Raw genomic sequence first — 20,842 nt, forward strand, 5'->3', positions numbered from 1 at the left:
CCACGACTCTAGCTGTGAGCTCTGGCATCTTGGGCGAGATCGCGTGAGACCCGGGCCAGGCGGGGTCCTACGCCGTTCGGCCCAACGTCAAGACCTTGCCTGACGGCATCATCGGTTGTCCTGGTCTTTGTCCAGTGCACCGACGGCCGCCACCGTTCGCCTCCGTACGCGCCCCCTCTCTGACCTGCACCGGGAACGTCGATGAACGCCCCCGGACGGCCGCGCGGACAGTTGGAAAGCGTGTTGGGGGCAACCCCTCACGAGTTCGAATCTCGTATCCTCCGCCAGTGCCTCACCGGGCACGAAGTCGAAGGGCCCCACCGCAAGGTGGGGCCCTTCGACGTTGCCCGCCCACTTCCCGCCCCAGTTGGCCTTCGGCAGCCCCGGAGCGCATCGCCGACTTGCTGGGCAACCTTCCGCAGCGTTCCGGTGCATCCGGGGGACGGCCGCGACAGTATGGCGAGCGTCACACAGAAGCCCGTCTCGCACCCCTGCACCCCCCGCCCTCGCTCCTGAAGCGGTGATCGCTCGACGCACGGCTGTAGGCGGGCGGCGGCCACCAGCGCGCTGCCGTCTTCGGTGAGGTAGATCAGGAAGGTTCATTTCTGATCGGCAGAATCGATCAGCCCTCTCCGCGCACCGGCCGGCCATGCTCACGGAGGATGGTGCGCGGTCGGCTCTGGCAGGTCATCTGCTGGCCATCGACGAAGCCCGACCGTCGGTTGGGTCCCGGACGATTCTCCGGGCCGCCCCCAGGCAGGCCGGGGATGCAACCATTCCTTTCAGAGCTGGAACCCCCGGAAGCCCGACCGCGCACTTGAGACCCTAAAGGCCGACACTGACAACGGCCTTGTACGCGCTGGGCCGTTGAGCGGTGAGTGTCCAACTGCGTGACGACGCCGACGAGCAGCGGCGGACGGGCGCGAACGCCTGCGGACCATCAGCGCAGGTAAGAGACCACCGGTCCAGCGTAGAGCCGCCATCCAAGGTGCTTCGGTATGAAGAGCTCGCTCCGTTAGGGTGCGCCGCGTGACCGACGATGCCCCGGCCTGTCCCGAGTGCAGCCGGCCTATGAAGTCCGGCGGCCTGGTGCTCTCCGAGCGGGCGGACGACGGACAGCGGTGACAACCGGAGGCCCTCGCCCCCTGCCCGTGATACCCGCGGGAGAGTTCGCCGGCATCGGAGCGTCGGTGCCGAGTGACGGGGACGTCGTGGCCTACGCGGCCCGCCGCTTGTGGTCCTCCAGCGCCGCCACCGCCGCGTGGTACCCGCACATTCCGTGCACCGAGGGGCCGGGCGGCGTGGCCGACGAGCACAGCCAGGTGCCCGGGAGAGGTGTCCGGTAGGGATTCCAGCGGGCCACGGGGCGGGCCAGGGTCTGCCGCAGGCTCATGGCACCGGAGCCGATGTCGCCGCCCACGTAGTTCGTGTTGTACTCGCCGAGTCGGGCCGCCGACACTCCGCGTCCGGCGACGACGGAGTCGGTGAAGCCCGGGGCGTGGGCCTCGATCGCGGCGCGAATCATCGGCAGGGGATCGCGGGTGTCGCCGTTCGGCACATGGGCGTAGGCCCACACCGGTCTCTTGCCGCGGACGGCCCGTGCCGGGTCCGCGGCGGCCGGGTCGACGAGGATGATGTAGGGGTGCGCTGCCGTGATGCCCTTGGCGGTCGCGGTCTCCGCACGGGCCAGTTCCGCTGCTGTTCCGTGCACGCCGCCCAGGTGGACGGTGGCGGCGCGGGAGAGCCGGTGGTCGGTCCATGGGATCGCCCCGTCGATGAGGAAGTCCGCCTTTGCGGCCCCCGGGCCGTACCGGTACCGGGACAGCCGGCGGAGGTAGCCGTCGGGCAGGGGCGCGATACGGGCCAGTTCGCGGGGTGAGACGTCCAGCATGGTGATGCTCCGGCCCGCCGGGAGTTCCCGCAGGCTGTTCACCCTGGTACCGGTGTGGATCCGGCCGCCGAGCCGCTCGATCCGCGCGGCCATGACCGCGGCGATGGCTCCGGAGCCGCCCTGGGCCACGGGCCAGCCCGTGGTGTGGGCGAGGTGCCCGAGCAGCAGCGCGACCGCGGACGCCGTCGGTGAGGGGAGCCTGCCGATGCCATGGGCGGCCACGCCCGTCAGGAGGGCTCGTGCCGTCTCGGTGCGCAGGCTGCCGCCCGGGCGGGCCGAGTGGACGGGCAGCCGGGACGCGAGCAAGGTGAGGGCCCGCAGCGGAGGGGCCGTTCGCTGGGTGGACAGCATGAGGTCCACCACGGCCGAGGACCGTTCCATCAACGGGAGCATGAGACGTCGCCAGCGTGGCCCGTCGTCCCCCAGCTCGGCGCAGGTGGCGTCGAGGTCACGCCAGGCGACAGCGGCCGGCCTGCCCTTGAGCGGGTGGGCGTAGGCGGCGGGCGAGTGCATGAGGCGGACGCCGTGCTCCTCCAGTTCGAGCGACCTCATGAAGGGGGAGACCGGCGCCATCGGGTGCACCGCCGCGCAGATGTCGTGCACCACCTCCGAATCGAAGAGCGGCTCCGTGCGCAGGCCGCCACCGATGCGGTCGTGCGCTTCGAACACCTCGGTGCGCAGACCTGCACGGGCGAGGGTGAGTGCGGCGGCGAGGCCGTTCGGCCCGGAGCCGACGACAACGGCATCCGTCATGTGTGGGCTTCCTCCGGCAGGTTGTGTGCGTCTCCGCGAACGCCGTCGCCTCGGGCCGGGTTCAATGGACGGCCAGCCAGCCGAGGCCCGCGGCGCAGGTGACCCCCGCGGCGGCGAGGGCCACCGGTCGGTGGCGGCGCAGCGCGTACGCGATCAGCAGGGCGGTGAGCAGTACGGAGAGCGACCCGATGGCGCCTCGCAACGGCCCGTTGCTGTAGCCGAGTTCAGCGGCGTGGCGTACGAGCCAGGCCGCCCAGGCCAGCCTCATGATGTCCTCTCCGTGGTTTCTGGTGGCCGGAGCCGGAGCGAGTGCCGGACCATCCGATCGTCACCTTCCGGACGGCGGGGAGGTCGCGGCGAGCGTTTTCACCGCGAGCCGGTCGGTGCGGCCCGGGCTGCCGAGGCGGTGCACGAGGAGCCAGCGGCCGTCGTCGTGTGCCGCGGCCACGACGGAGGAGCTGCGGGTGGCTCCGTCGTGCCACAGCGTCGACGAGCCCCGGCGCCAGGTGGGTGCCGGGGTGCCCAGCCTGCGGTCCACGAGCAGTCCGACGAGGAGGTCGGCGAGGGTCCGGCAGCTGGTCCACAGGCCGCCCGCCGGCAGGATCGGTCCGGTCAGATCCCACAGGGGCCGTGGCCGGCCGAGCAGGTTTCGCGGTACGAGGCGCCGGTCCTCCGGGGGGAGTGCCGTCATCGCGCCTGCTTCCAGCCCCAGCGGCAGGAGGACATGCTCGTCCACGAGTTCCTGGAAGGTGCGTCCCGTGGCCGTGGTGAGGGCGTGCCCGAGCACCGCGTAGCCGAAGTTCGAGTACTCCTCCTCGCCCAGCCGCCCTGCCGACAACCGGTCCAGGCGCCGCAGCGATGCGCGCAGGGCCGGCTCCGTGAAGCCGGCGTACGGGTCGTCCGGAGGACCGGAGGGCCCGGGAGGCAGCCGGGGCAGACCCGAGGTGTGCTCGGCGAGATGCCGGAGGGTGATGGCCGTCCCCTTGGGCACCTCGGTCAGGCATGCCTCCAGCGGTGTGTCGAGGTCGAGCGCTCCCTCCTTCGCCAGCCGGACCAGGACCGTTCCGGTGAAGACCTTGGTGAGAGAGCCGATCTCGACGAACCGGTCCGCACCGTGGCCGTGGGTGGCACGGTCACGGATGCCGGCGCTGCCGAGTATGCAGGTCGGTGTCAGCACGCTCCGTTGCTCCTGTCAGACGAGTTCTGCTTCGGGGACGGCCTCGGTTCGTGTTCGTCGCGCCGCCTTCGACGCCGCGTCCTCGGCAGGCTCCTGCGGTGGCCGGGTACGGCGGGCACGCAGCCATGCCACAGCACGGTCGAGAGCACCTGACAGAAAGACGAGATCGCAGGCGATCATGGTCAGCGCGAAGCCGGTGAGTCCCATGAAGAACGCGATCGAGACATGGAAGCCGATGGACATGGCGGCCGCCCAGGGGCGCAGTGCCGGGACGAGGACGCCGAGCGGGAAGTAGACCAGGAAGGCGACCGTCCCGTAGGTGCCCAGCACGACCAGGAGGTCGTTCTCGTACACCAGGTGCGACCAGCCGGGCAGTTCGAACTCCGGCACCCGCATCACGTAGAACAGGGCCGTGCCGTCCTGCCATTCCTCGCCCATGACCTTGTAGAGACCGGAGACGACGTAGACCAGGCAGATCTGCGCCGCGATCATGAGGACGCCGAGGTTGTGGAACGGCACGGAGACCGCGCGCACATGCCCCGGCAGCCGCCGGGCGAAGCGCTTCGCGAGACCGACGGGAAGGGCGAACCGGGCGTAGCAGTGCGTCAGGAGCAGGAAGGGCAGCACCACGTAGGCAAGGTTGTCCCCTCCGTCCAGGAGGGCGGGCTGCCGCTGGTAGAGGGACCACAGCAGGACCCAGTGGCATGCGAGGCCCGGTCGGCCGCCGACACCGAGCGTCACGGCCAGGGCCGCGACCAACCCCACGTGGAAGACCAGTTGGAACCAGACGTCGGACGAGGACAGCACGTACAGGCTGAATCCCGTCAACTGGTCCCTGAACTCTTCGTGCGGCAGCACTCCATCGGGTCCGAACAGGTAGTTCCGCTCCCGGTACTGGCTCACGTAGTACATGAGGCCGACGAAACCGAGGAGCATGCGGGTCCCCGATACGCCGGTGACGGCGACCGCGTGCAGGGACCAGGCGTCCAGGCGCGCACCCAGTGTCTTCATCGCAGATCCTTGGTGCGGGCCCAGGCGAAGTCCTTCACCAGGACCCTGCCTTCGGCCGAGGGGTCGTCCCGCTTGGACCAGGGCGGCAACTCGTGCACGTACATGCGGACTTGCACCTTCACCGCCTTGCCGTCGCACGCGGTCGGCATCTGGTCGTAGGAGTAGCGGGACAGGGACTTCACGGCTTCCGCCTCCGTGACCTTCTCGTAGGGCAACGGGGGCAGCACGGGCTTCTTGTCGTTGGTCTGCTTCTCCCGCAGCCTCCTGAGGATCTCCTCGCTGCTGGTGACGTTCTGGAGACCGGCAGAGATGAGGCGCACTTCGCGCGAGGGGAAGAAACGAGAGTTCTGGGCCTTGTCGATGCCGTGCGCCGTGACGTCGTAGTACTCCGAGACCGATCCGTCGGCGCAGGCGGCCCTCGCCAGGATGCCTCGGTCGTCGGATATCGGTGTCGGGGCGAAGAGCTGCCAGTTCTGCGAGAAGTACGGGTCCAGATACTCGGCGACGCGGTCTCCGTAGACGAGTTTCGCCGGGCTGAGCGGCGCCTGGGACAACGCGGCCGCGGTCATGTGAGCGCCCAGGAGGGCGCCGCCGATGAGCAGCGCCGCCCTCCTGGTCGTGCGGTACGTCTTCGTCACGTGGTGATCAGCGGTCGAAGACCGTGTCGGCCGAGACACCCTGCGGGAGGTCGGCGGGCGCGGCGAAGACACTGCCGTGCGACAGCATGTTGTCGGCGTTGCTCTTCGCCACCACGGCCATGCCCTTGCCGACGGCCGCGGCCTTGTGCGCTCCCTTGGTGGCGGCCTTGCCCACGGACTTGGCGGCCTTGCCCAGCATGGAGCCGAGGGCCTGCGGGGCAGGCTGCGACGCATCGACGGCGGCGACAGGCGCGGCCGGCTGGGCCGGGGCCGCCTGGGCGCTGCCCTGGGCCGCGACGAAGAGAGCGACCCCGGCGGTGGCGGCTCCGGCAGCGGTGGCGATCTTCTTGATATTCATTCGGTTTTCCTTCCCCGATTTGAACGATGCAGGTGTGGCCGCACTCCGGACCGCCCGGCAATGTGCGCCGGGTCGGTGCGTGGTGGACAACGCCCTTGAGCCTGCCGCCTCGAAGGCCGCCTCTCCATTGCCTCTTGAGGCATTGCCTCAAGAGGCAATGGCGTCCTCGGTCAAGGTCTCCTGATAATTGAGCGCCACCAGACTCGCCTCGAATCTGGATCCGACACCCAGCTTGCGCACGACACTGGTGATGTGGGCCCTGACGGTCCGTTCCGCGACTCCGAGCCGCCGGGCGAGCAGGCGGTTCGGCTCTCCCTTGGCGAGATTGCGCAGCACCTCGCGCTCCCGGGCGGTCAGCCTCGCGAGGCTCGCCGCATCCACGGAAACGGGAAACTCGCGGATCTCTGCACCCGTGGTCATCGTGATTTCTCCCCCTGACTACGTTCACCTGCAGGCCCCGGGCAGAGCGGGCCGCAGGGTGAGCGGGGTGGCTTCGTTCACGAGGCAGTGGTCAGTTGCCGACGCGTCAACGCGTCAACCACCCGGCTGGAATGTTCTGTTGGAGCCTACAGGGGCACTCCGACGAGATGACCTCGGGTGAGAGAAGTCACGGACGGCCGCGCCGGACGGCTCCGCACGAGCGCAGGCGGGACGAAGGCGCGACGAAGGGCCCCGACCGATCCCGGCCGGGGCCCTTCGTGCCGCGTGCTGCGTGTGCGTGCTACTCGTGTTGCGTGCCGTCAGCCCTGGGGCTCGCTGATGTTGACCATCCAGGGAATGCCGAACCGGTCCGTGCACATGCCGAACACGTCGCCCCACATCTGCTTCTCCAGGGGCACCGCCACGGAGCCGCCGGTGGACAGCTTCTCCCAGTAGCCGCGCAGCTCGGCGTCGTCGTCGCCGCTGAGGCTCACCGAGAAGTTGTTGCCCGGCGCGTACTCCATTCCGGGCGGGGCGTCGGCGCCCATCAGGGTGAAGCCGCTCGGCGTTTCCAGCATGGCGTGCATGATCTTGTCGGCATCGGGAGAGCCGGCCTGGCCGGATTCACCGTAGGTGTTCAGCGCCAGCGTGCCGCCGAAGACCTCCTTGTAGAACTCCATCGCCTGCCGGGCGTCGCCGCCGAAGCTGATATACGGGTTGAGTCGCGAGGTCATAAAACCTCCTGCGTCGGAGCAAAGGGTCGGATATCGGCAGAGTAGCGGGGACCACTGACAACGGCCCCCGGTACGAATGAGTGTCACGGGCGCGGACGCACAGACCCATGGACGCACAGACGGGACGCACAGACCCACAGACGGCCTGATACGCGACTGACACACACCCGCGCGGTGCCGGATGCACGACCCTGATCGGCTGGACGCGGTCCTCTCCCAGGCTCGGTGACGTGCCGAACGCGGCTTCCCCGCGTGCCTCGGCCCCGGCCTCGGCCCAAGTCTCCGTCTGTGAGAGGTGTTCTGTCGGTGGTTGCTCGCTGGATACGTACCGAAGAGAAGCCCGCGTGGGCCCGTCGCTGCGCCGTGTGGGCGTCGGCCGCGGCGCTCGTCGTGGCCGGAATCGTCGGCTGGCAGGGGCTGCCCGGCGACGACGGCGGCGACGGTCCCGCGGCCGCCGCCGCGCGGGCGGCGGCCGTGGCGGAGCGGCTGGATCTGCCATGGCCGTCGGAGGGCCAGACGAGCGTCGCGGTGGAGGGCCTCGGCAGCCTGGGCAGCAGGGGCGGTGACAAGCCGATGCCGATCGCGAGCGTCACCAAGGTGATGACCGCGTACGTGGTCCTCAAGGAGCACCCGCTCCGGAACGGAGAGCGCGGCCCGAAGATCACGGTCGACGAGACGGCCGCGCAGGAGGGCCTCTCCCTGAGCGAGTCCAGCGCCCCCGTCCGTGCGGGTCAGCGGTTCAGTCAGCGCGATCTCCTGGAGCTGCTGCTGCTCCCTTCGGGCAACAACGTGGCCCGGCTGCTGGCTCGTTGGGACGCCGGCAGCCAGGAGGCGTTCGTGGCGAAGATGAACCGAGCCGCCGCCGGGCTCGGGATGACCCATACGACGTACACGGGTGCGAGCGGCATCGAGCCGACGACCCGGAGCACCGCCGACGACCAGCTCAAGCTCGCCCGCCGGGCCATGCAGGAGCCGGTGCTGCGCGCGGTGGTGGCGATGCGCAGTACGACGATCCCCGGGATGCCGGGCGCTGTCACCAACACCAACCGGCTGCTCGACAAGCCCGGGGTGATCGGGCTCAAGACCGGATCGAGCACGCCCGCCGGCGGCAACCTCATGTGGGCCGCCGAGGCGAAGTCCGGCACCGGGCGCCATCTCGTGCTCGGCGTCGTACTGGGGCAGCGCGCCGACACCACGCCCACCGAGGGCCTCCAGGCAGCCCTGGACAGCAGCGGCCGGCTGATCGACGCCGTGCAGCGGGGCCTGCCGGACGCCCTCGCGGCTCGTGGCGGCAAGGCGGTGCACACGTGACCGCGGTGCTGGTTCCCAAGGCCCCCGAAGCCGGCGCGGAGCAACGAGCCCGCCCGCCGGCGGCCGATGCCCCGCCCGTCGTCGGCGGACGACGCGTCCGGCGGTGCGAGAAGCTCATCGCGGCGGCCTCGGTGCTGTCCGCGCTGGTCATGGTCGGCCATGCCTGGATACCGAACGGGTACGGCAACCTGGGCAGCCTCGTGGAGACCTTCCTGCCCTGGTGGGGGCTGACCGCCCCCGCCCTGCTGGCCCTTGCCGCGGTGCGGCGGTCCGCGGCCGCCGGTGCCACCGCGCTCCTTCCCGCCGTCGTCTGGTGCTCCCTGTTCGGCGACGCCCTCGTGGACAAGCGGTCCGAGGGCGGCGATCTGACGGTGATCACCCACAACGTCCACGACGAGAACCCCGATCCGGACGGAACCGCACGTGCCCTCGCCGCCACCGGCGCCGATCTGCTCGCGCTGGAGGAGCTCTCCCCGCGCAGGGCACCGGCGTACGAGAGCGCGCTGGCCGGCAGCTACGCGTACCACTCGGTACAGGGCACGGTCGGGCTGTGGAGCAAGTACCCGCTGCGGGACGTGGAGCCGGTCGCGATCATGCCGTGGACGCGTGCCCTGCGGGCCACGGCCGACACCCCGAAGGGACCGGTCGCGGTCTACGCCGCCCACCTCGCGTCGGTACGGGTCCGGCCTGACTCCGGTTTCGCCGCGTCCTGGCGCAACGAGTCGGCCCGGAAGCTGGCCGATGCCCTGCGGGCCGAGGCGCTGCCCCGGGTCGTGGTCGTGGGCGATTTCAACGGCACGACCGACGACAGCGCGCTGCGGCCGGTGACCTCCGGGCTCCGCTCGGCCCAGGAGGAGGCGGGTGACGGCTTCGGCTTCACGTGGCCCGCGGCGTTCCCGGCGGCCCGGATCGACCAGATCCTCGTGAAGGGCATCACTCCGGCAGCGGCCTGGACCCTGCCGCCGACCGGCAGCGACCATCTGCCGGTCGCGGCCACCCTCCGGCTGTGACGGGAGCCCGTGCCGGCAGCGGCGCTCGCGGCGGGCGCCGGCCCGTGGGACCCGTGCCCGTAGCCTTCCTTCCGCAAAGCGGTATCTTCTGCTCCTTCTGTACTTTCTCGGGTGACCCGACCTCCAGGTGACGTGATGCAACAGCACAACAGCGATCCGACGCGGCAGCAGGCCGGCGGTGCCACCGCCTCCGTCCGCATCCTGCTGGTCGAGGACGACGACGCGATCCGCAGATCCGTGGGGATGGCGCTGGACCGCTACGGCTACGAGGTGTCGGCGGCACCCGACGGCCTGACCGGCCTTGAGATGTTCCGCGACGGGCAGCACGACCTGCTGCTGCTCGACGTCATGCTTCCGCACCTCGACGGCATCGGACTGTGCCGCAGGATCCGCGAGACGAGCCAGGCCCCCGTCCTCATGATGTCCGCCCGCGGCGACTCACTGGACGTGGTGGCGGGCCTGGAGGCGGGTGCCGACGACTACGTCGTCAAACCCGTGGACACCACCGTCCTGGTGGCGCGGATCCGCACCCTGCTGCGCCGGGCCACCTTCGCCGGTCCCCCTCGGGCCGACGGCAGGCCCTCCGACGACGGCGCCGTGCTCACCTTCCGGAACCTCACTGTCGACACCCGCGGCCTCGAAGTGCGGGTCGACGGGGAGCCACTCGCGCTCACCCCGACCGAACTGCGGCTGCTGCTGGAGTTCGTGGCCGCGCCGGGCATCGTCCTGGAGCGGCAGACGCTGCTGCGCCAGGTGTGGGACTACGGCTGGGACGGTGACAGCCGGGTCGTCGACCTGGCCGTCCAGCGGCTGCGCCGGAAGATCGGCGCCGAGAACATCGAGACCGTGCGCGGCTTCGGCTACAAGTTCCGGCGCTGAGAGCCGAGATGGACAAGACCCCCGCCGAGGCCGCCGACGCCACCGTCTCCACCGTCTCCGCCGACCGCACGACACACGCGCCCTCGCCCGGCCGCTCGCTGTGGCGCTTCGTCGACCCGCGATCCCTGCGCTGGAAGATCACCGCGGGCGTCACCGCCGCGGCGTGCGCGATGGCGCTCGGCATCGGGATCCTGGTGCACCGGAGCACCGAGGGCAGCATGATGAGCAACGGCCGCGGCAACGCCCTGTGGGAGCTGGAGAAGATCACGGCCGAGCTCCGGGGCGGGCACTCCTTGGACCGTCCCTCGTCCGTCGCTCCGGGCTACGTCGTCGGCGACGAGGTACCGGAGCAGCTGCTGGACCGGCTCGGCCCCGGAGCCGGACCGGTGACCTGGTACGACACCAGGAAGCCCCTCCAGGGGCCCTGGATGTGGGCGGCCCGCCGTGTCGACGGCACGGTGCCGGCCGTCAAGGTGTACATGGGCACCGAGCAGCGCAGTCTCCAGGCGCTCGACCGGCACATGCGGTACGCGGCCCTCGCCACGCTCGCCGTCGTCGTCCCGCTCACGGTCCTCGCCGCCGAGCTGGGGCTCCGCCGGCTGCGCCGCGTCGCCGGCACCGCCCGCCGGATCAAACGGGGCGAGCTCGACGCCAGGACGCACAGCCGCGGTCATGACGAGATCAGCGAGATCTCCTCGGCGGTCGACCGCATGGCGGACGCCTTGCAGGAACGGTTGCGCAGCGAGCAGCGGTTCACCGCCGACGTCGCACACGAGCTGCGCACTCCCCTGGCGGGCCTGGTCACCTCCGTCTCCCTGCTGCCGGAGAGCGAGCCCACGGACCTGGTGCGCGACCGTGTGCGGGTGCTGCGCGGCCTCGTGGACGACCTGCTGGAGATCTCCCGTCTGGACGCCGGCGCCGAACGGTCCGAAGCGCAACCGGTGCCGCTCGGCGAGCTGGTGGAGGAGTCCGCCCGGCGGACCGGCCTGGAGACACGGGTCACGGTGATCGGCCGCCCGGTCGCCGAGACCGATCCGCGCCGACTGGACCGCATCATCACCAACCTGGTCCTCAACGCCCACCGCCACGGCCGGACGCCGGTCGAGGTCACGATCGACGGCACGACCGTCGTCGTACGCGACCACGGCCCCGGATTCCCGCCGGAGCTCCTCGACCACGGACCGCAGCGCTTCCGTACCGGAGCCGCCGAGCGGGGCCACGGGCACGGCCTCGGGCTCACGATCGCCGTCGGCCAGAGCCACGTCATCGGCGCCCGGCTGACGCTGGCGAACGCCGAACCCCACGGGGCCGTCGCCACCCTCGAACTGCCCCGCAGTCCCCAGGCACCACCCGGCTGAGGGCGGCGGCGCGCCGTACGGACCCCACGCCCGCGGCGGGGCGGGCGCGGGTCCGTACGGGATGCGGGTCAGACCAGCACGCCGGTCAGCGGGTCGTAGCGCAGCACCTTCGCGTAGCTCTCCGAGCGGTCCTGGAGGCCCAGGACCCGCACGGTCGTGACGCCGATCCGGTAGTGGTCGTCGGTCGCGACGCGCAGCCAGGGCTCGCCGTCGCGCAGGACCGTGACCTCCTCGATCAGGGAACCGTCGCGACCGGCCGCGACGGCGTACACCGGGCCCTCGGGCGGAGCGATGTCGAGGCCGCCGTCCTGGCGGATGGTCATGGTGGCGACGAGGCCGCCGCGGCCGTCGTTGGCGTCGCCGGTGAAGTCGTAGATCCGGGCCGGGTCGCCCACGTAGTGCTTGAGACGGCCGAGGCCGGTGACGTCCATGCCGTTGTAGAAGTTCCTGGCCTCGCTGTCGAGCCAGAAGTGGGTGTTGTGGGTGGGCGAGTTGAAGTCCTTGCCGGAGTTGTAGGAGATGTGCCAGTGCGGCGGGTTGTCCGCGTGCAGGGTGTTGTTGGTCTCGAAGCCCGCGACGAACCAGCGGTGCCCCTTCGCGGCGGCCGCGGCCTTGAGGCCGGAGGCGACCAGGATCGTGTGGGTGGCGACGAGCTGATGGGTCTGGGACCTGGCCTCGTTCGCCGGCCAGGGCACGTCCCGCCAGGGTCCGGCGACGCGGTCCGGGTCGTTGTGGTCGATCTTGTAGTACATCCCCGCCGAGATGTCGGGGTGGCTCCAGATCTGGAGCGTCGGCTGATTGGCGTCGTTCGACGCCCGGTCGACGGGGAGCGTGAAGGTGAACCGGTACGGGTCGGACGGATCGCGCCTGATGCCGAGCCGGGTCTCCATGTGCACGACGGCCTTCACGAGGACGCCCGGCCAGCGGACGGAGACCTCGATGCCGCCGGTGTTCTTCGGGCCCTTGACGAAGGTGTAGTACTCGGCCCTGCTGGCCACGTTGTACTTCTCGCCCGCCACGAACGCGTACCCCTCGGGCAGCGTGATCTCGGGCTGCCCCGGCTCGCCGGGCCGTGCACGGACGATGCGGAAGGCCGCGTACGCCACCTCCTCGGCACGCGCCGCGCGGGGAAGCGCCAGGGCCAGCCCGGCGGCGGACGCACCGGCGACCAGTGCGCGGCGGCTCAGCGTAGACATAGGGGACCTCTCTCGGTCTGATGGGCAACGGTCGGACAACAGCCGTGATCCTGCTGCGGCATCGGGCCGGGAGGCTGTCCTGAATGTGAAGAGGAGCCGAAGAGCGCGCAGCCGTGTCCGCGTACCGGAGTCGGGCGCCGGTCGTTGTGCAGGGCATGACTCAGGCAGCGAAGCCGTACCGACGCCCTCTCGGCCATGGCGCGCCTCACCTGCAGGAGAGCCGCGAGCGCCGCGGGGACGACCGGGAGGCGCGGGGGGCTCGGGAAGCGCGGGAAGCTCGGGAAGCGCGGGGGGCTCGGGAGAGGCGGGCGCCGGGGGTGCCTCTGCGGGAGCGGGCGGCGCGGCTGGCGTGGGGCTGGTGAGGATCCAGGGGCGGCGCGGGGTTACGGGGGCCGTACCGCGGATGTCGAAAGGGCGGCGCGGTTCCGTGGATCCGCGGCCGATTTCGTGACATCCGTCACGCCGTAATCGTTCACTAGGGCTGCCTGTAGTAGACGCCGCGGCGGCGACATATGAGGCTTTGTCCGTCTTGGCGCAGACATATGCGATGCGGATCGCGATCACATTCGGCACACTCGGGCCTTTCGCCCGTTTATGCGGCGCATAGCGACTTCTGACGGAACGACAGCTGCGTCCGGAATGCCATATTCCGGTCCAGCACGCCCGCGCGGCCTTTTCAAGGGGCGTCCGGCCCTACTAGCCGAGGTAGTAACAACGCTCGTTGCTCTGCAAACGCCGACCTCCTAAGAATGCGGCTCGGAAGGCGTCTCCGCAGCTCAGACGTGATCTCTGCATGAGCTGATCGCTCCGGGGGCGCTCCGCGATTCACCGAGTGAGGTCATGCAATGAGGAAGCACCGCAGGAAGACGCACTACCGGAAGATAGCGATCGCCGCCATCGCGCTGGGCGCGGTGGGTGTTCCCTCCGCCGCCATGGCCTGTATGGACCCGCAGGAGAGCCAGGACGCCAGGTCCGAGGGCAAGCCCTGGGGCCAGTGGAAGAACGCCTCCGCCGATCAGCGGTGGGGCGGCGGCGAGTGGGACGGCAAGTGGAAGCAGGAGCGGGGCGGCTCGAAGCCGAGCGCGCCTGCCTCCGAGGCGCCCAGCGCCGCCCCGAGCACCCCGAGCACGTCGGAGCCGACCGCTCCGAAGCCCGCCGCGTCGAAGCCCGCGGCGCCGAGCACCACCGCGCCCAAGCCGACGGCCCCCGCCGCCCCCGCGTCCGGCGCCGTCGCCCGCATCGTGGAGCTCGTCAACAGCGAGCGCAGCAAGGCCGGTTGCTCCCCCGTCACCCTGAACGCCACGCTGTCGAAGGCCGCCCAGGCCCACAGTGAGGACATGGCCTCCCACAAGAACATGTCCCACACCGGTTCCGACGGCTCGGCCCCCGGCGACCGCATCACGCGCGCCGGCTACAGCTGGAGCACGTACGGCGAGAACGTCGCCTACGGGTACGACACCCCCGAGAGCGTGATGGCGGGCTGGATGGACAGCCCCGGGCACCGGGAGAACATCCTGAACTGCGAGTTCAAGGAGATCGGTGTCGGCCTCGCGCAGCCGAACAACTACTGGACGCAGGACTTCGGCACCGCCCGATAGTCCTTGCCCGCCGCCAGGCGAAAGGCCCGACCGGTCAGCGGTCCGGGCCTTTCGCCGTTGCGGTGGGCACCTCGCCGCTGCCGGGCCCGTCCTCCGTGCGCGATACGGCGTTGCCCCACTGCCGTTGGCGGCCTACGGTTGACGCCGTGACTGCCGGGTCGGCCGCTTCGGGCCACGAGCGAGTGGGGTACCCGGCCCTGGCGTGAGCCCGGGGCGGGCGCGAGGCCCGCCTGCTTTCTTCTCTTCTCCGTTTCCGTACGTCCCGAGAAGACCTCGAGAAGAGCTCAGAAGAAAGCAGCGAATGCCCAACGAATTCAACCAGCAGATCATCGACGAGTTCCGCGCCAACGGCGGAAGCGTCGGCGGCCCCTTCGAAGGCGGCCGTCTCCTCCTGCTCACCACCACCGGCGCGCGCTCCGGCGCCCGCCACACCACGCCCCTCGCCTATCTGCCCGACGGCGCCGGACGCGTCCTGGTCATCGCATCGGCCGGCGGTGCGCCGAAGAACCCGGACTGGTTCCGCAACCTGGTGGCCCGTCCCCGCGCCACCGTCGAGGCCGGAGTCTTCACGTACGAGGCCGAGGCCGTCGTCCTGGAGGGCGCCGAACGCGACGCCGCCTTCGCCCGTGCCGTCGAGGGCGACCCCGGGTGGGCCGACTACCAGGCCGGGACGGAGCGGGTGATCCCCGTCGTCGCCCTGGACGAGATCCCGGGGCCGCCGGACATCCGCGCGGATTCCTTCGGGGCGGCGATCAAGGCGGTCCACGACGGGTTCCGGCGGGAGCTCGCGGTCATCCGCAAGGAGCTCGGCGAGCAAGCGGCGGCCGGCCGCCCCGGCACCGGCACCGGCACCGAAGGCGGCACCGAAACCGGCCCCGGCATCGGCATCGGCGCCCAGCTCCGCGTGAACTGCCTGACCGTCTGCCAGGGGCTGCACATTCACCACACCGGCGAGGACGCCGGGATGTTCCCGCTCCTCGCCGACCGCCGACCGGAGCTCGCCCCCGTCCTCGGCCGGCTGCGCGAGGAGCACGAGCGGATCGCTGCCCTGATCGGCGAGCTCCAGGAGGTCGTCACGGCGGAGGGCGTGGACGCCGTACGGGTCCGTGCCGAGGTCGAGCGGCTCACGCACGAGCTGGAGAGCCATCTGCGCTACGAGGAGGAGCAGTTGGTCCCGGTCCTCGACGCGATGCAGACCTGATGCCCGTGTCGTGACATCAGCCGCCTGCGCCGTCGTGCGCGCCCGCATCCGCACCGCGGCGCAGGCGGTTCACCCGCTTGGGACCCTCGCCGCGCCGCTCGACGAGGCCGGGACCTCGTCGGGGTGCGCGTGCACCGGCGCGGCGCGATGCCGCTCCGCCATCGTCCACCCCTGCACCCCTGTTTCCCCTTGCCGAGTGTCCGATGGGGATCACACACTCTGGGTGTTCGACTGTCATTGAACACTCGGAGCCCGGGAAGGGTGTGTGCTGCGGTGCGTGCGGTCGAGCTCCATGAGTACGGCGAGGAGGGCCGATGAGGATCGCGGTGATCGGTACAGGCGGGGTGGGCGGCTACTTCGGGGGCCGGCTCGCCGCCGCCGGCCACGACGTCACGTTCGTCGCCCGGGGCGCGCACCTCGACGCCCTGCGCCACGACGGGCTCACGGTCGAGAGTGCCGCGGGCGACTTCGCCGTGGCGCCGGTGCGGGCGACGGACGACATCGCGGGGATCGGCGAGGTCGACCACGTACTCCTCTGTGTGAAGACGTGGCAGCTGGCGCCCGCGATCGCCGCGCTGCCCCCGCTGCTGGGCGACGGCACGGCCGTCGTCACGCTCCAGAACGGCGTCGAGGCGCCGCACGAGGTCGCCGGCGCCGTCGGCCGGGAAGCGGTCCTGCCGGGCACCGCCAAGATCATCGCCCAGCTCGACGGGCCCGGCCGGGTACGCCATACCGGCGGCCCCGGGCTGCTGTCCTTCGCGGAGTGGGACAACCGGCCGACGGACCGGGTCGAGCGGCTCCGGACCGCCCTCGACGGGGCGGGCGTGGCGGCCGTGGTGTCCGAGGACATCTGGGCCGAACTGTGGACCAAGTTCCTCTTCGTCGTGCCGCCCGGCGGGCTCGGGGCGGTGACGGACGCCCCGTTCGGGGCGCTGCGTTCCCGGCCCGGCACACGGCGGCTGCTCGTCGAGGCGATGACCGAGATCCGGCAGGTGGCGCAGGCGCTGGACATCAAGCTGCCGGACGACGTCGTACCGGCGTCGATGGCCTTCCTCGACCAGCAGCCGGCCGCCGGCACCACGTCCCTCCACCGCGACCTCGCGGCCGGCAACCCGTCCGAGCTGGAGGCGTGGACCGGCGCCGTCGTCCGGCTCGGCGAGCGGACCGGCACGCCGGTCCCCGTCAACCGCGTCCTCCACGAGGTGCTGAGCCTGCGGACATGACGGGCGGAGTCCGCGGACGCAGCCGGGCGAAAAAAAAATGTCCCGGCACATGTCGAGAAAGCCCGACCCGCTCCGACGTCCCCTGTGAGAGTTGCCCACAGGGGGCGCCTCGTACAGAAGGAGCGAAACCATGAAGTACCTGGTGATGGTCCAGGGCTCGCAGGCCGACTACGAGGCGATGCGCGGCAACGGCTCCGAGCACAGCCCGGTCTGGAGCGAGAAGGACCTTCAGACGATGTTCTCGTTCATGGAGGCCGTCAACAACGACCTCGCCGAGTCCGGTGAGCTCGTCGACGCCCAGGGCCTGGTCGAGCCCGCGCGGACCCGCTTCGTGTCCGCGGGGAAGGACGGCCGGCCGGTGATCTCGGACGGCCCCTACGGCGAGACGAAGGAGCTGCTCTGCGGCTACTGGGTGCTGGACTGCGAGAGCCTGGAGCGGGTCACCGAGATCGCCGCCCGGGTCGCCCAGTGCCCGCAGCCCGCGGGCGCGCCCGAATACCCGGTGGTCATCCGTCCGATCGACGGCGGCGGAGACGACCTGCGCCCGTGAGTCGTACGACGGGGATCGAGGACCTGCTGCGCCTGCACGCGCCGCAGGTCCTCGGCGCGCTCGTACGCCGGTACGGACACTTCGGCCCGGCCGAGGACGCCGTGCAGGAGGCGCTCCTCGCCGCCGCGCAGCAGTGGCCCGAGGCGGGTGTGCCGGACAATCCGCGCGGCTGGCTGATCAAGGTGGCCTCGCGCCGGCTCACCGACCAGCTGCGCAGCGACGAGGCACGGCGGCGGCGCGAGGAGACGGCCTCGCAGCTCATGCCCCGGGACGCCTTCACCGCGCCGCCGCCCGGCGAGGGGCGGGCACCGGCCGACGACGACACGCTCACGCTGCTGTTCCTCTGCTGCCATCCCGCGCTGACGCCCGCCGCGCAGATCGCCCTCACGCTGCGGGCCGTCGGCGGTCTGACGACGGCCGAGACCGGCCGTGCGCTGCTCCTGCCCGAGGCGACTGCGGCCCAGAGGATCAGCAGGGCGAAGGCGAAGATCAAGGGCGAGCCGTTCCGGCAGCCCGGCCCCGAGGACCGCGACCAGCGGCTCGCCGCCGTGCTCCAGGTGCTCTACCTGATCTTCAACGAGGGCTACACGGCCACCTCCGGCGCGGCCCTGCACCGCCCCGATCTCGCCCATGAGGCGATCCGGCTCACCCGCGCCGTCCGCGGGCTGCTGCCCCGCGACGGCCGGGTCACCGGGCTGCTGGCGCTGATGCTGCTCACCGAGGCGCGCAGCGCCGCCCGCACCGGACCGTACGGCGAGCTGATCCCCCTCGACGAGCAGGACCGGACGCTGTGGAACCGCGACGCGATCGCCGAGGGCACCGCGCTCGTGGAGGAGGCTCTGTCCGAAGGACCCGCGGGCGCCTACCAGTTGCAGGCGGCGATCGCTGCGCTGCACGACGAGGCGGAACGCGCCGAGGACACCGACTGGCCGCAGATCCTCGCCCTGTACGACGTGCTCGTACGCCTGGCGCCCGAGCCCATGGCCGAGCTCGGCCGGGCGGTCGCCGTGGCGATGGCCGTGGGGCCGGAGGCGGGGCTCGCCGAGGTGGACCGGCTCGCGGACCGGCTGCCCGGGCACCACCGGGTCGACGCCGTGCGCGCCCATCTGCTGGAGAAGGCGGGGGACCGGGAGGGGGCGCGGGCGGCGTACCGGCGGGCCGCCGAGGGCACCCTCAGCGTCCCCGAGACCCGCTATCTCCAGATGCGGGCGGCCCGGCTCGCGTAACTCCCGTACGGGCCCTGGCCATTCGGCCGACTCACCAGTACCTTACCGCGCAGTAAGTTCCTGGAGCTCCCCTGCCTCGTCTCCCCCTGACCCGTTTTCCTCCTGCCCTGTCTCCCTCCTGCCCCACACCCTCAGGAGCGCGCCGTGAAGACAGCACTGTCCCCCGCCGTCGCCGCCATCGCCGCGGCCCTCGCCCTCACCGTGACCTCGGCCGCGCCCGCGCCCGCGGCGGCGAGCGGTTCCGCCGACCCGACCGCCCTCCGCGAGGTGCTGTTCGTCGGCAACAACTGGGAGGGCACCGCCGACGTCCTCGAATCCTCCGGCGCGCTGACGAAGGTCGGCCGCATCAACGTCATCCCCGACAAGGACGAGCGGCTCCTTGAGATCCAACTCAACCCCGTGAAGCTCGCCTACTTCCTCGGCATCAGGACGACGGTCGGCGAGGGCCACGACCAGTTCGTGGACGATATGTACTCCACCCCCGACGGCTCGGCGGTCGTCGTCTCGCGCCCCAGCTTCGCCGACGTCGTCTCGATCGACGTCACGACCGGCCGGGTCAACTGGCGCTTCCCGGTGTCCGGCTTCCGCTCCGACCACATGGCCGTGTCCCCGGACGGCAGGCGCGTCGCCGTCTCCGCCTCGACCTCCAACACCGTCCATGTCCTGGACATCGAGACCGGCCACGAGACCGGCTCGTTCACGACCGGCGACAAGCCCCACGAGAACGTCTTCACCGCGGACGGCCGGCACATCTGGAACATGGCCATCGGCGAGGTCAACACCGCGCTCGACGACCCGTTCTTCGACTGGACCAAGGGCGACCGCAGGATCACGGTCGTGGACGCGCACACGTACGAGACGGTGAAGGTCGTCGACATGCGCGAGCGGCTGGACGCTTTCGGCCGCTCCGACCTGTCGGACGCGGTACGGCCGGTGGCATTCACGCCCGACGAGTCGAAGCTCTACTTCCAGGTGTCGTTCTTCAACGGCTTCCTGGAGTACGACATCGCGGCGGACCGCATCACCCGGCTGAAGACCCTCCCCAAGAACCCGGCCACCAGCGAGGACCGCACCACCTGGGTCAACGACTCGCGCCACCACGGCCTTTCGATGAGCCCGCAGGGCGACAAGCTCTGCGTCGCCGGGACGATGGACGACTACGCGGCCGTCGTCGACCGGACCACGCTCCGGGAGGGCCCGCTCGTCACCGCGTCGAAGCCGTACTGGGCGACCGTGAGCGGGGACGGCAAGAGCTGCGTCGTCTCCGAGAGCGGCGCCGACGCGGTCACGGCGATCGACTTCGCCACCGGCCGGAAGGTGGCATCGGTCCCGGTGGGCGACCATCCGCAGCGGGTACGCCTCGGCCATGTGGCGGCGGACTGGACGGGGCCGACGGCCGCACGGCCCTAGGTCGTGTCCTCCTGACCCGGGCGGGTGCGATGCACGAAGCGAGGGCGCGCGGGGCGGGCGGCACCGCGCCCGCCCCGCCGGCGTAAGTCGGTTGCCGCGGGCTCCGGCCCGCCGGGACGATCGGACCATGACCCGTACGTTCGATCACCTTGTGGCCGAGGCCGAGTCCGTGTCCGTGGCCGGCTGGGACTTCTCGTGGCTCGACGGCAGGGCCACCGAGCAGCGCCCTTCCTGGGGCTACCAGCGCCTGATGAGCGACCGGCTGGCCCGTGCCTCCGCAGCGCTCGACATCCAGACCGGCGGCGGGGAGGTTCTCGCCGGAGCCCCGGAGCTGCCGCCGCTGATGGTCGCCACCGAGGGCTGGCCGCCCAACATCGAGCGGGCCACCCGGCTGCTCCACCCGCTCGGCGTGGTCGTCGTCGCCGACGCCGACGAGCCGCCGCTCCCCTTCGGCGACGAGGCGTTCGACCTCGTCGTGAGCCGGCACCCGGTGGCTGTCCGGTGGGACGAGGTCGCGCGGGTGCTGCGGCCCGGCGGCACGTACTTCTCCCAGCAGGTCGGACCCGCCAGCGTCTTCGAGCTCGTCGAGTACTTCCTCGGACCGCAGCCGGAGGCGGTCCGCCGCGGCCGCCATCCGGACGACGCCCGCGCGGCGGCCGAGGCGGCGGGCCTGGAGATCACGGATCTGCGGTCGGAGTCCCTGCGCACCGAGTTCTTCGACATCGGGGCGGTGGTCTACTTCCTGCGGAAGGTGGTCTGGATGGTCCCCGGATTCACCGTCGCCCGGTACCGCGACCGCCTCCGCGAGCTCCACGACCGGATCGGGGCCGAGGGCCCGTTCGTCGCGCACACGACCCGCTTCCTGATCGAGGCGCGCAAGCCGGGCTGAGGGCGCGGG

20 protein-coding genes are annotated in these 20,842 nt (G+C 71.4%); 11 read left to right on the top strand and 9 right to left on the bottom strand.

Going from position 1 to position 20,842, the window contains the following annotated elements:
• Positions 1–1,216 precede the first annotated feature (1,216 nt).
• The 8 genes from KK483_RS16840 to KK483_RS16875 form a co-directional block, all read right to left on the bottom strand.
• On the bottom strand, positions 1,217–2,644 hold the full coding sequence (locus KK483_RS16840; RefSeq protein WP_262006045.1) for an NAD(P)/FAD-dependent oxidoreductase: 1,428 nt from the start codon (positions 2,642–2,644) through the stop codon (positions 1,217–1,219).
• Positions 2,645–2,705: 61 nt separating this feature from the next.
• Entirely contained in the window at positions 2,706–2,912 is a 207-nt protein-coding gene (locus KK483_RS16845) for a hypothetical protein (protein WP_262006046.1), read from the bottom strand.
• A gap of 60 nt (positions 2,913–2,972) precedes the next feature.
• Positions 2,973–3,821, bottom strand: coding sequence for a serine hydrolase (locus KK483_RS16850; protein WP_262006047.1), 849 nt, complete (start codon positions 3,819–3,821; stop codon positions 2,973–2,975).
• A gap of 15 nt (positions 3,822–3,836) precedes the next feature.
• Positions 3,837–4,832: an HTTM domain-containing protein gene (locus KK483_RS16855; RefSeq protein WP_262006048.1), complete on the bottom strand. Its 996-nt coding sequence runs from the start codon at positions 4,830–4,832 to the stop codon at positions 3,837–3,839.
• Positions 4,829–5,470, bottom strand: coding sequence for a DUF5819 family protein (locus KK483_RS16860; protein WP_262006049.1), 642 nt, complete (start codon positions 5,468–5,470; stop codon positions 4,829–4,831). The genes KK483_RS16855 and KK483_RS16860 overlap by 4 nt, the downstream gene beginning before the upstream one ends.
• A gap of 7 nt (positions 5,471–5,477) precedes the next feature.
• Positions 5,478–5,828 (bottom strand): hypothetical protein, encoded by a 351-nt coding sequence (locus KK483_RS16865; protein ID WP_262006050.1) that lies wholly within the window; start codon positions 5,826–5,828, stop codon positions 5,478–5,480.
• A gap of 147 nt (positions 5,829–5,975) precedes the next feature.
• Complete coding sequence (locus tag KK483_RS16870; protein ID WP_262006051.1) at positions 5,976–6,248, bottom strand: helix-turn-helix transcriptional regulator; 273 nt, start codon at positions 6,246–6,248, stop codon at positions 5,976–5,978.
• Positions 6,249–6,568: 320 nt separating this feature from the next.
• On the bottom strand, positions 6,569–6,982 hold the full coding sequence (locus KK483_RS16875; RefSeq protein WP_262006052.1) for a VOC family protein: 414 nt from the start codon (positions 6,980–6,982) through the stop codon (positions 6,569–6,571).
• Positions 6,983–7,288: 306 nt separating this feature from the next.
• On the opposite strand from KK483_RS16875, the gene KK483_RS16880 reads away from it, so the two are divergent.
• From KK483_RS16880 to KK483_RS16895, 4 genes are all read left to right on the top strand, one after another.
• Positions 7,289–8,293, top strand: a complete 1,005-nt coding sequence (locus KK483_RS16880; protein WP_262006053.1) for a D-alanyl-D-alanine carboxypeptidase family protein — start codon at positions 7,289–7,291, stop codon at positions 8,291–8,293.
• A gap of 116 nt (positions 8,294–8,409) precedes the next feature.
• Positions 8,410–9,303, top strand: a complete 894-nt coding sequence (locus KK483_RS16885; RefSeq protein WP_262009549.1) for an endonuclease/exonuclease/phosphatase family protein — start codon at positions 8,410–8,412, stop codon at positions 9,301–9,303.
• Positions 9,304–9,438: 135 nt separating this feature from the next.
• Positions 9,439–10,182 (top strand): two-component system response regulator CseB, encoded by a 744-nt coding sequence (cseB, locus tag KK483_RS16890; RefSeq protein WP_262006054.1) that lies wholly within the window; start codon positions 9,439–9,441, stop codon positions 10,180–10,182.
• 170 nt (positions 10,183–10,352) lie between these two features.
• A complete protein-coding gene (locus KK483_RS16895; protein WP_399016085.1) occupies positions 10,353–11,540 on the top strand; it encodes a sensor histidine kinase in 1,188 nt (395 codons plus the stop codon).
• Positions 11,541–11,608: 68 nt separating this feature from the next.
• Here KK483_RS16895 and KK483_RS16900 read toward each other — a convergent pair whose 3' ends face one another.
• Positions 11,609–12,736 carry a hypothetical protein gene (locus tag KK483_RS16900; RefSeq protein ID WP_262006056.1) on the bottom strand — a complete coding sequence of 376 codons (1,128 nt, stop codon included), beginning with the start codon at positions 12,734–12,736 and terminating at the stop codon, positions 11,609–11,611.
• 845 nt (positions 12,737–13,581) lie between these two features.
• Here KK483_RS16900 and KK483_RS16905 point away from each other — a divergent pair.
• The 7 genes from KK483_RS16905 to KK483_RS16935 all read left to right on the top strand — a co-directional run bounded on the left by KK483_RS16905 (position 13,582) and on the right by KK483_RS16935 (position 20,833).
• Positions 13,582–14,334 (top strand): CAP domain-containing protein, encoded by a 753-nt coding sequence (locus KK483_RS16905; RefSeq protein WP_262006057.1) that lies wholly within the window; start codon positions 13,582–13,584, stop codon positions 14,332–14,334.
• 301 nt (positions 14,335–14,635) lie between these two features.
• The gene (locus KK483_RS16910; protein WP_262006058.1) at positions 14,636–15,535 is read left to right on the top strand and encodes a nitroreductase/quinone reductase family protein; all 900 of its coding nucleotides are present in this window, start codon (positions 14,636–14,638) and stop codon (positions 15,533–15,535) included.
• A 314-nt stretch (positions 15,536–15,849) separates the two neighbouring features.
• Positions 15,850–16,758, top strand: a complete 909-nt coding sequence (locus KK483_RS16915; protein ID WP_262006059.1) for a 2-dehydropantoate 2-reductase — start codon at positions 15,850–15,852, stop codon at positions 16,756–16,758.
• A gap of 130 nt (positions 16,759–16,888) precedes the next feature.
• The gene (locus tag KK483_RS16920) at positions 16,889–17,308 is read left to right on the top strand and encodes a YciI family protein (protein ID WP_262006060.1); all 420 of its coding nucleotides are present in this window, start codon (positions 16,889–16,891) and stop codon (positions 17,306–17,308) included.
• A complete protein-coding gene (locus KK483_RS16925) occupies positions 17,305–18,534 on the top strand; it encodes an RNA polymerase sigma factor (protein WP_262006061.1) in 1,230 nt (409 codons plus the stop codon). Before KK483_RS16920 ends, KK483_RS16925 begins: the two co-directional genes overlap by 4 nt.
• A gap of 144 nt (positions 18,535–18,678) precedes the next feature.
• Positions 18,679–19,944 (top strand): YncE family protein, encoded by a 1,266-nt coding sequence (locus KK483_RS16930; RefSeq protein ID WP_262006062.1) that lies wholly within the window; start codon positions 18,679–18,681, stop codon positions 19,942–19,944.
• 127 nt (positions 19,945–20,071) lie between these two features.
• The gene (locus KK483_RS16935) at positions 20,072–20,833 is read left to right on the top strand and encodes a class I SAM-dependent methyltransferase (RefSeq protein ID WP_262006063.1); all 762 of its coding nucleotides are present in this window, start codon (positions 20,072–20,074) and stop codon (positions 20,831–20,833) included.
• Positions 20,834–20,842 lie beyond the last annotated feature (9 nt).

It is taken from the genome of Streptomyces sp. FIT100 (assembly GCF_024584805.1).
In the GTDB taxonomy this organism is placed as follows: Bacteria; Actinomycetota; Actinomycetes; order Streptomycetales; family Streptomycetaceae; genus Streptomyces.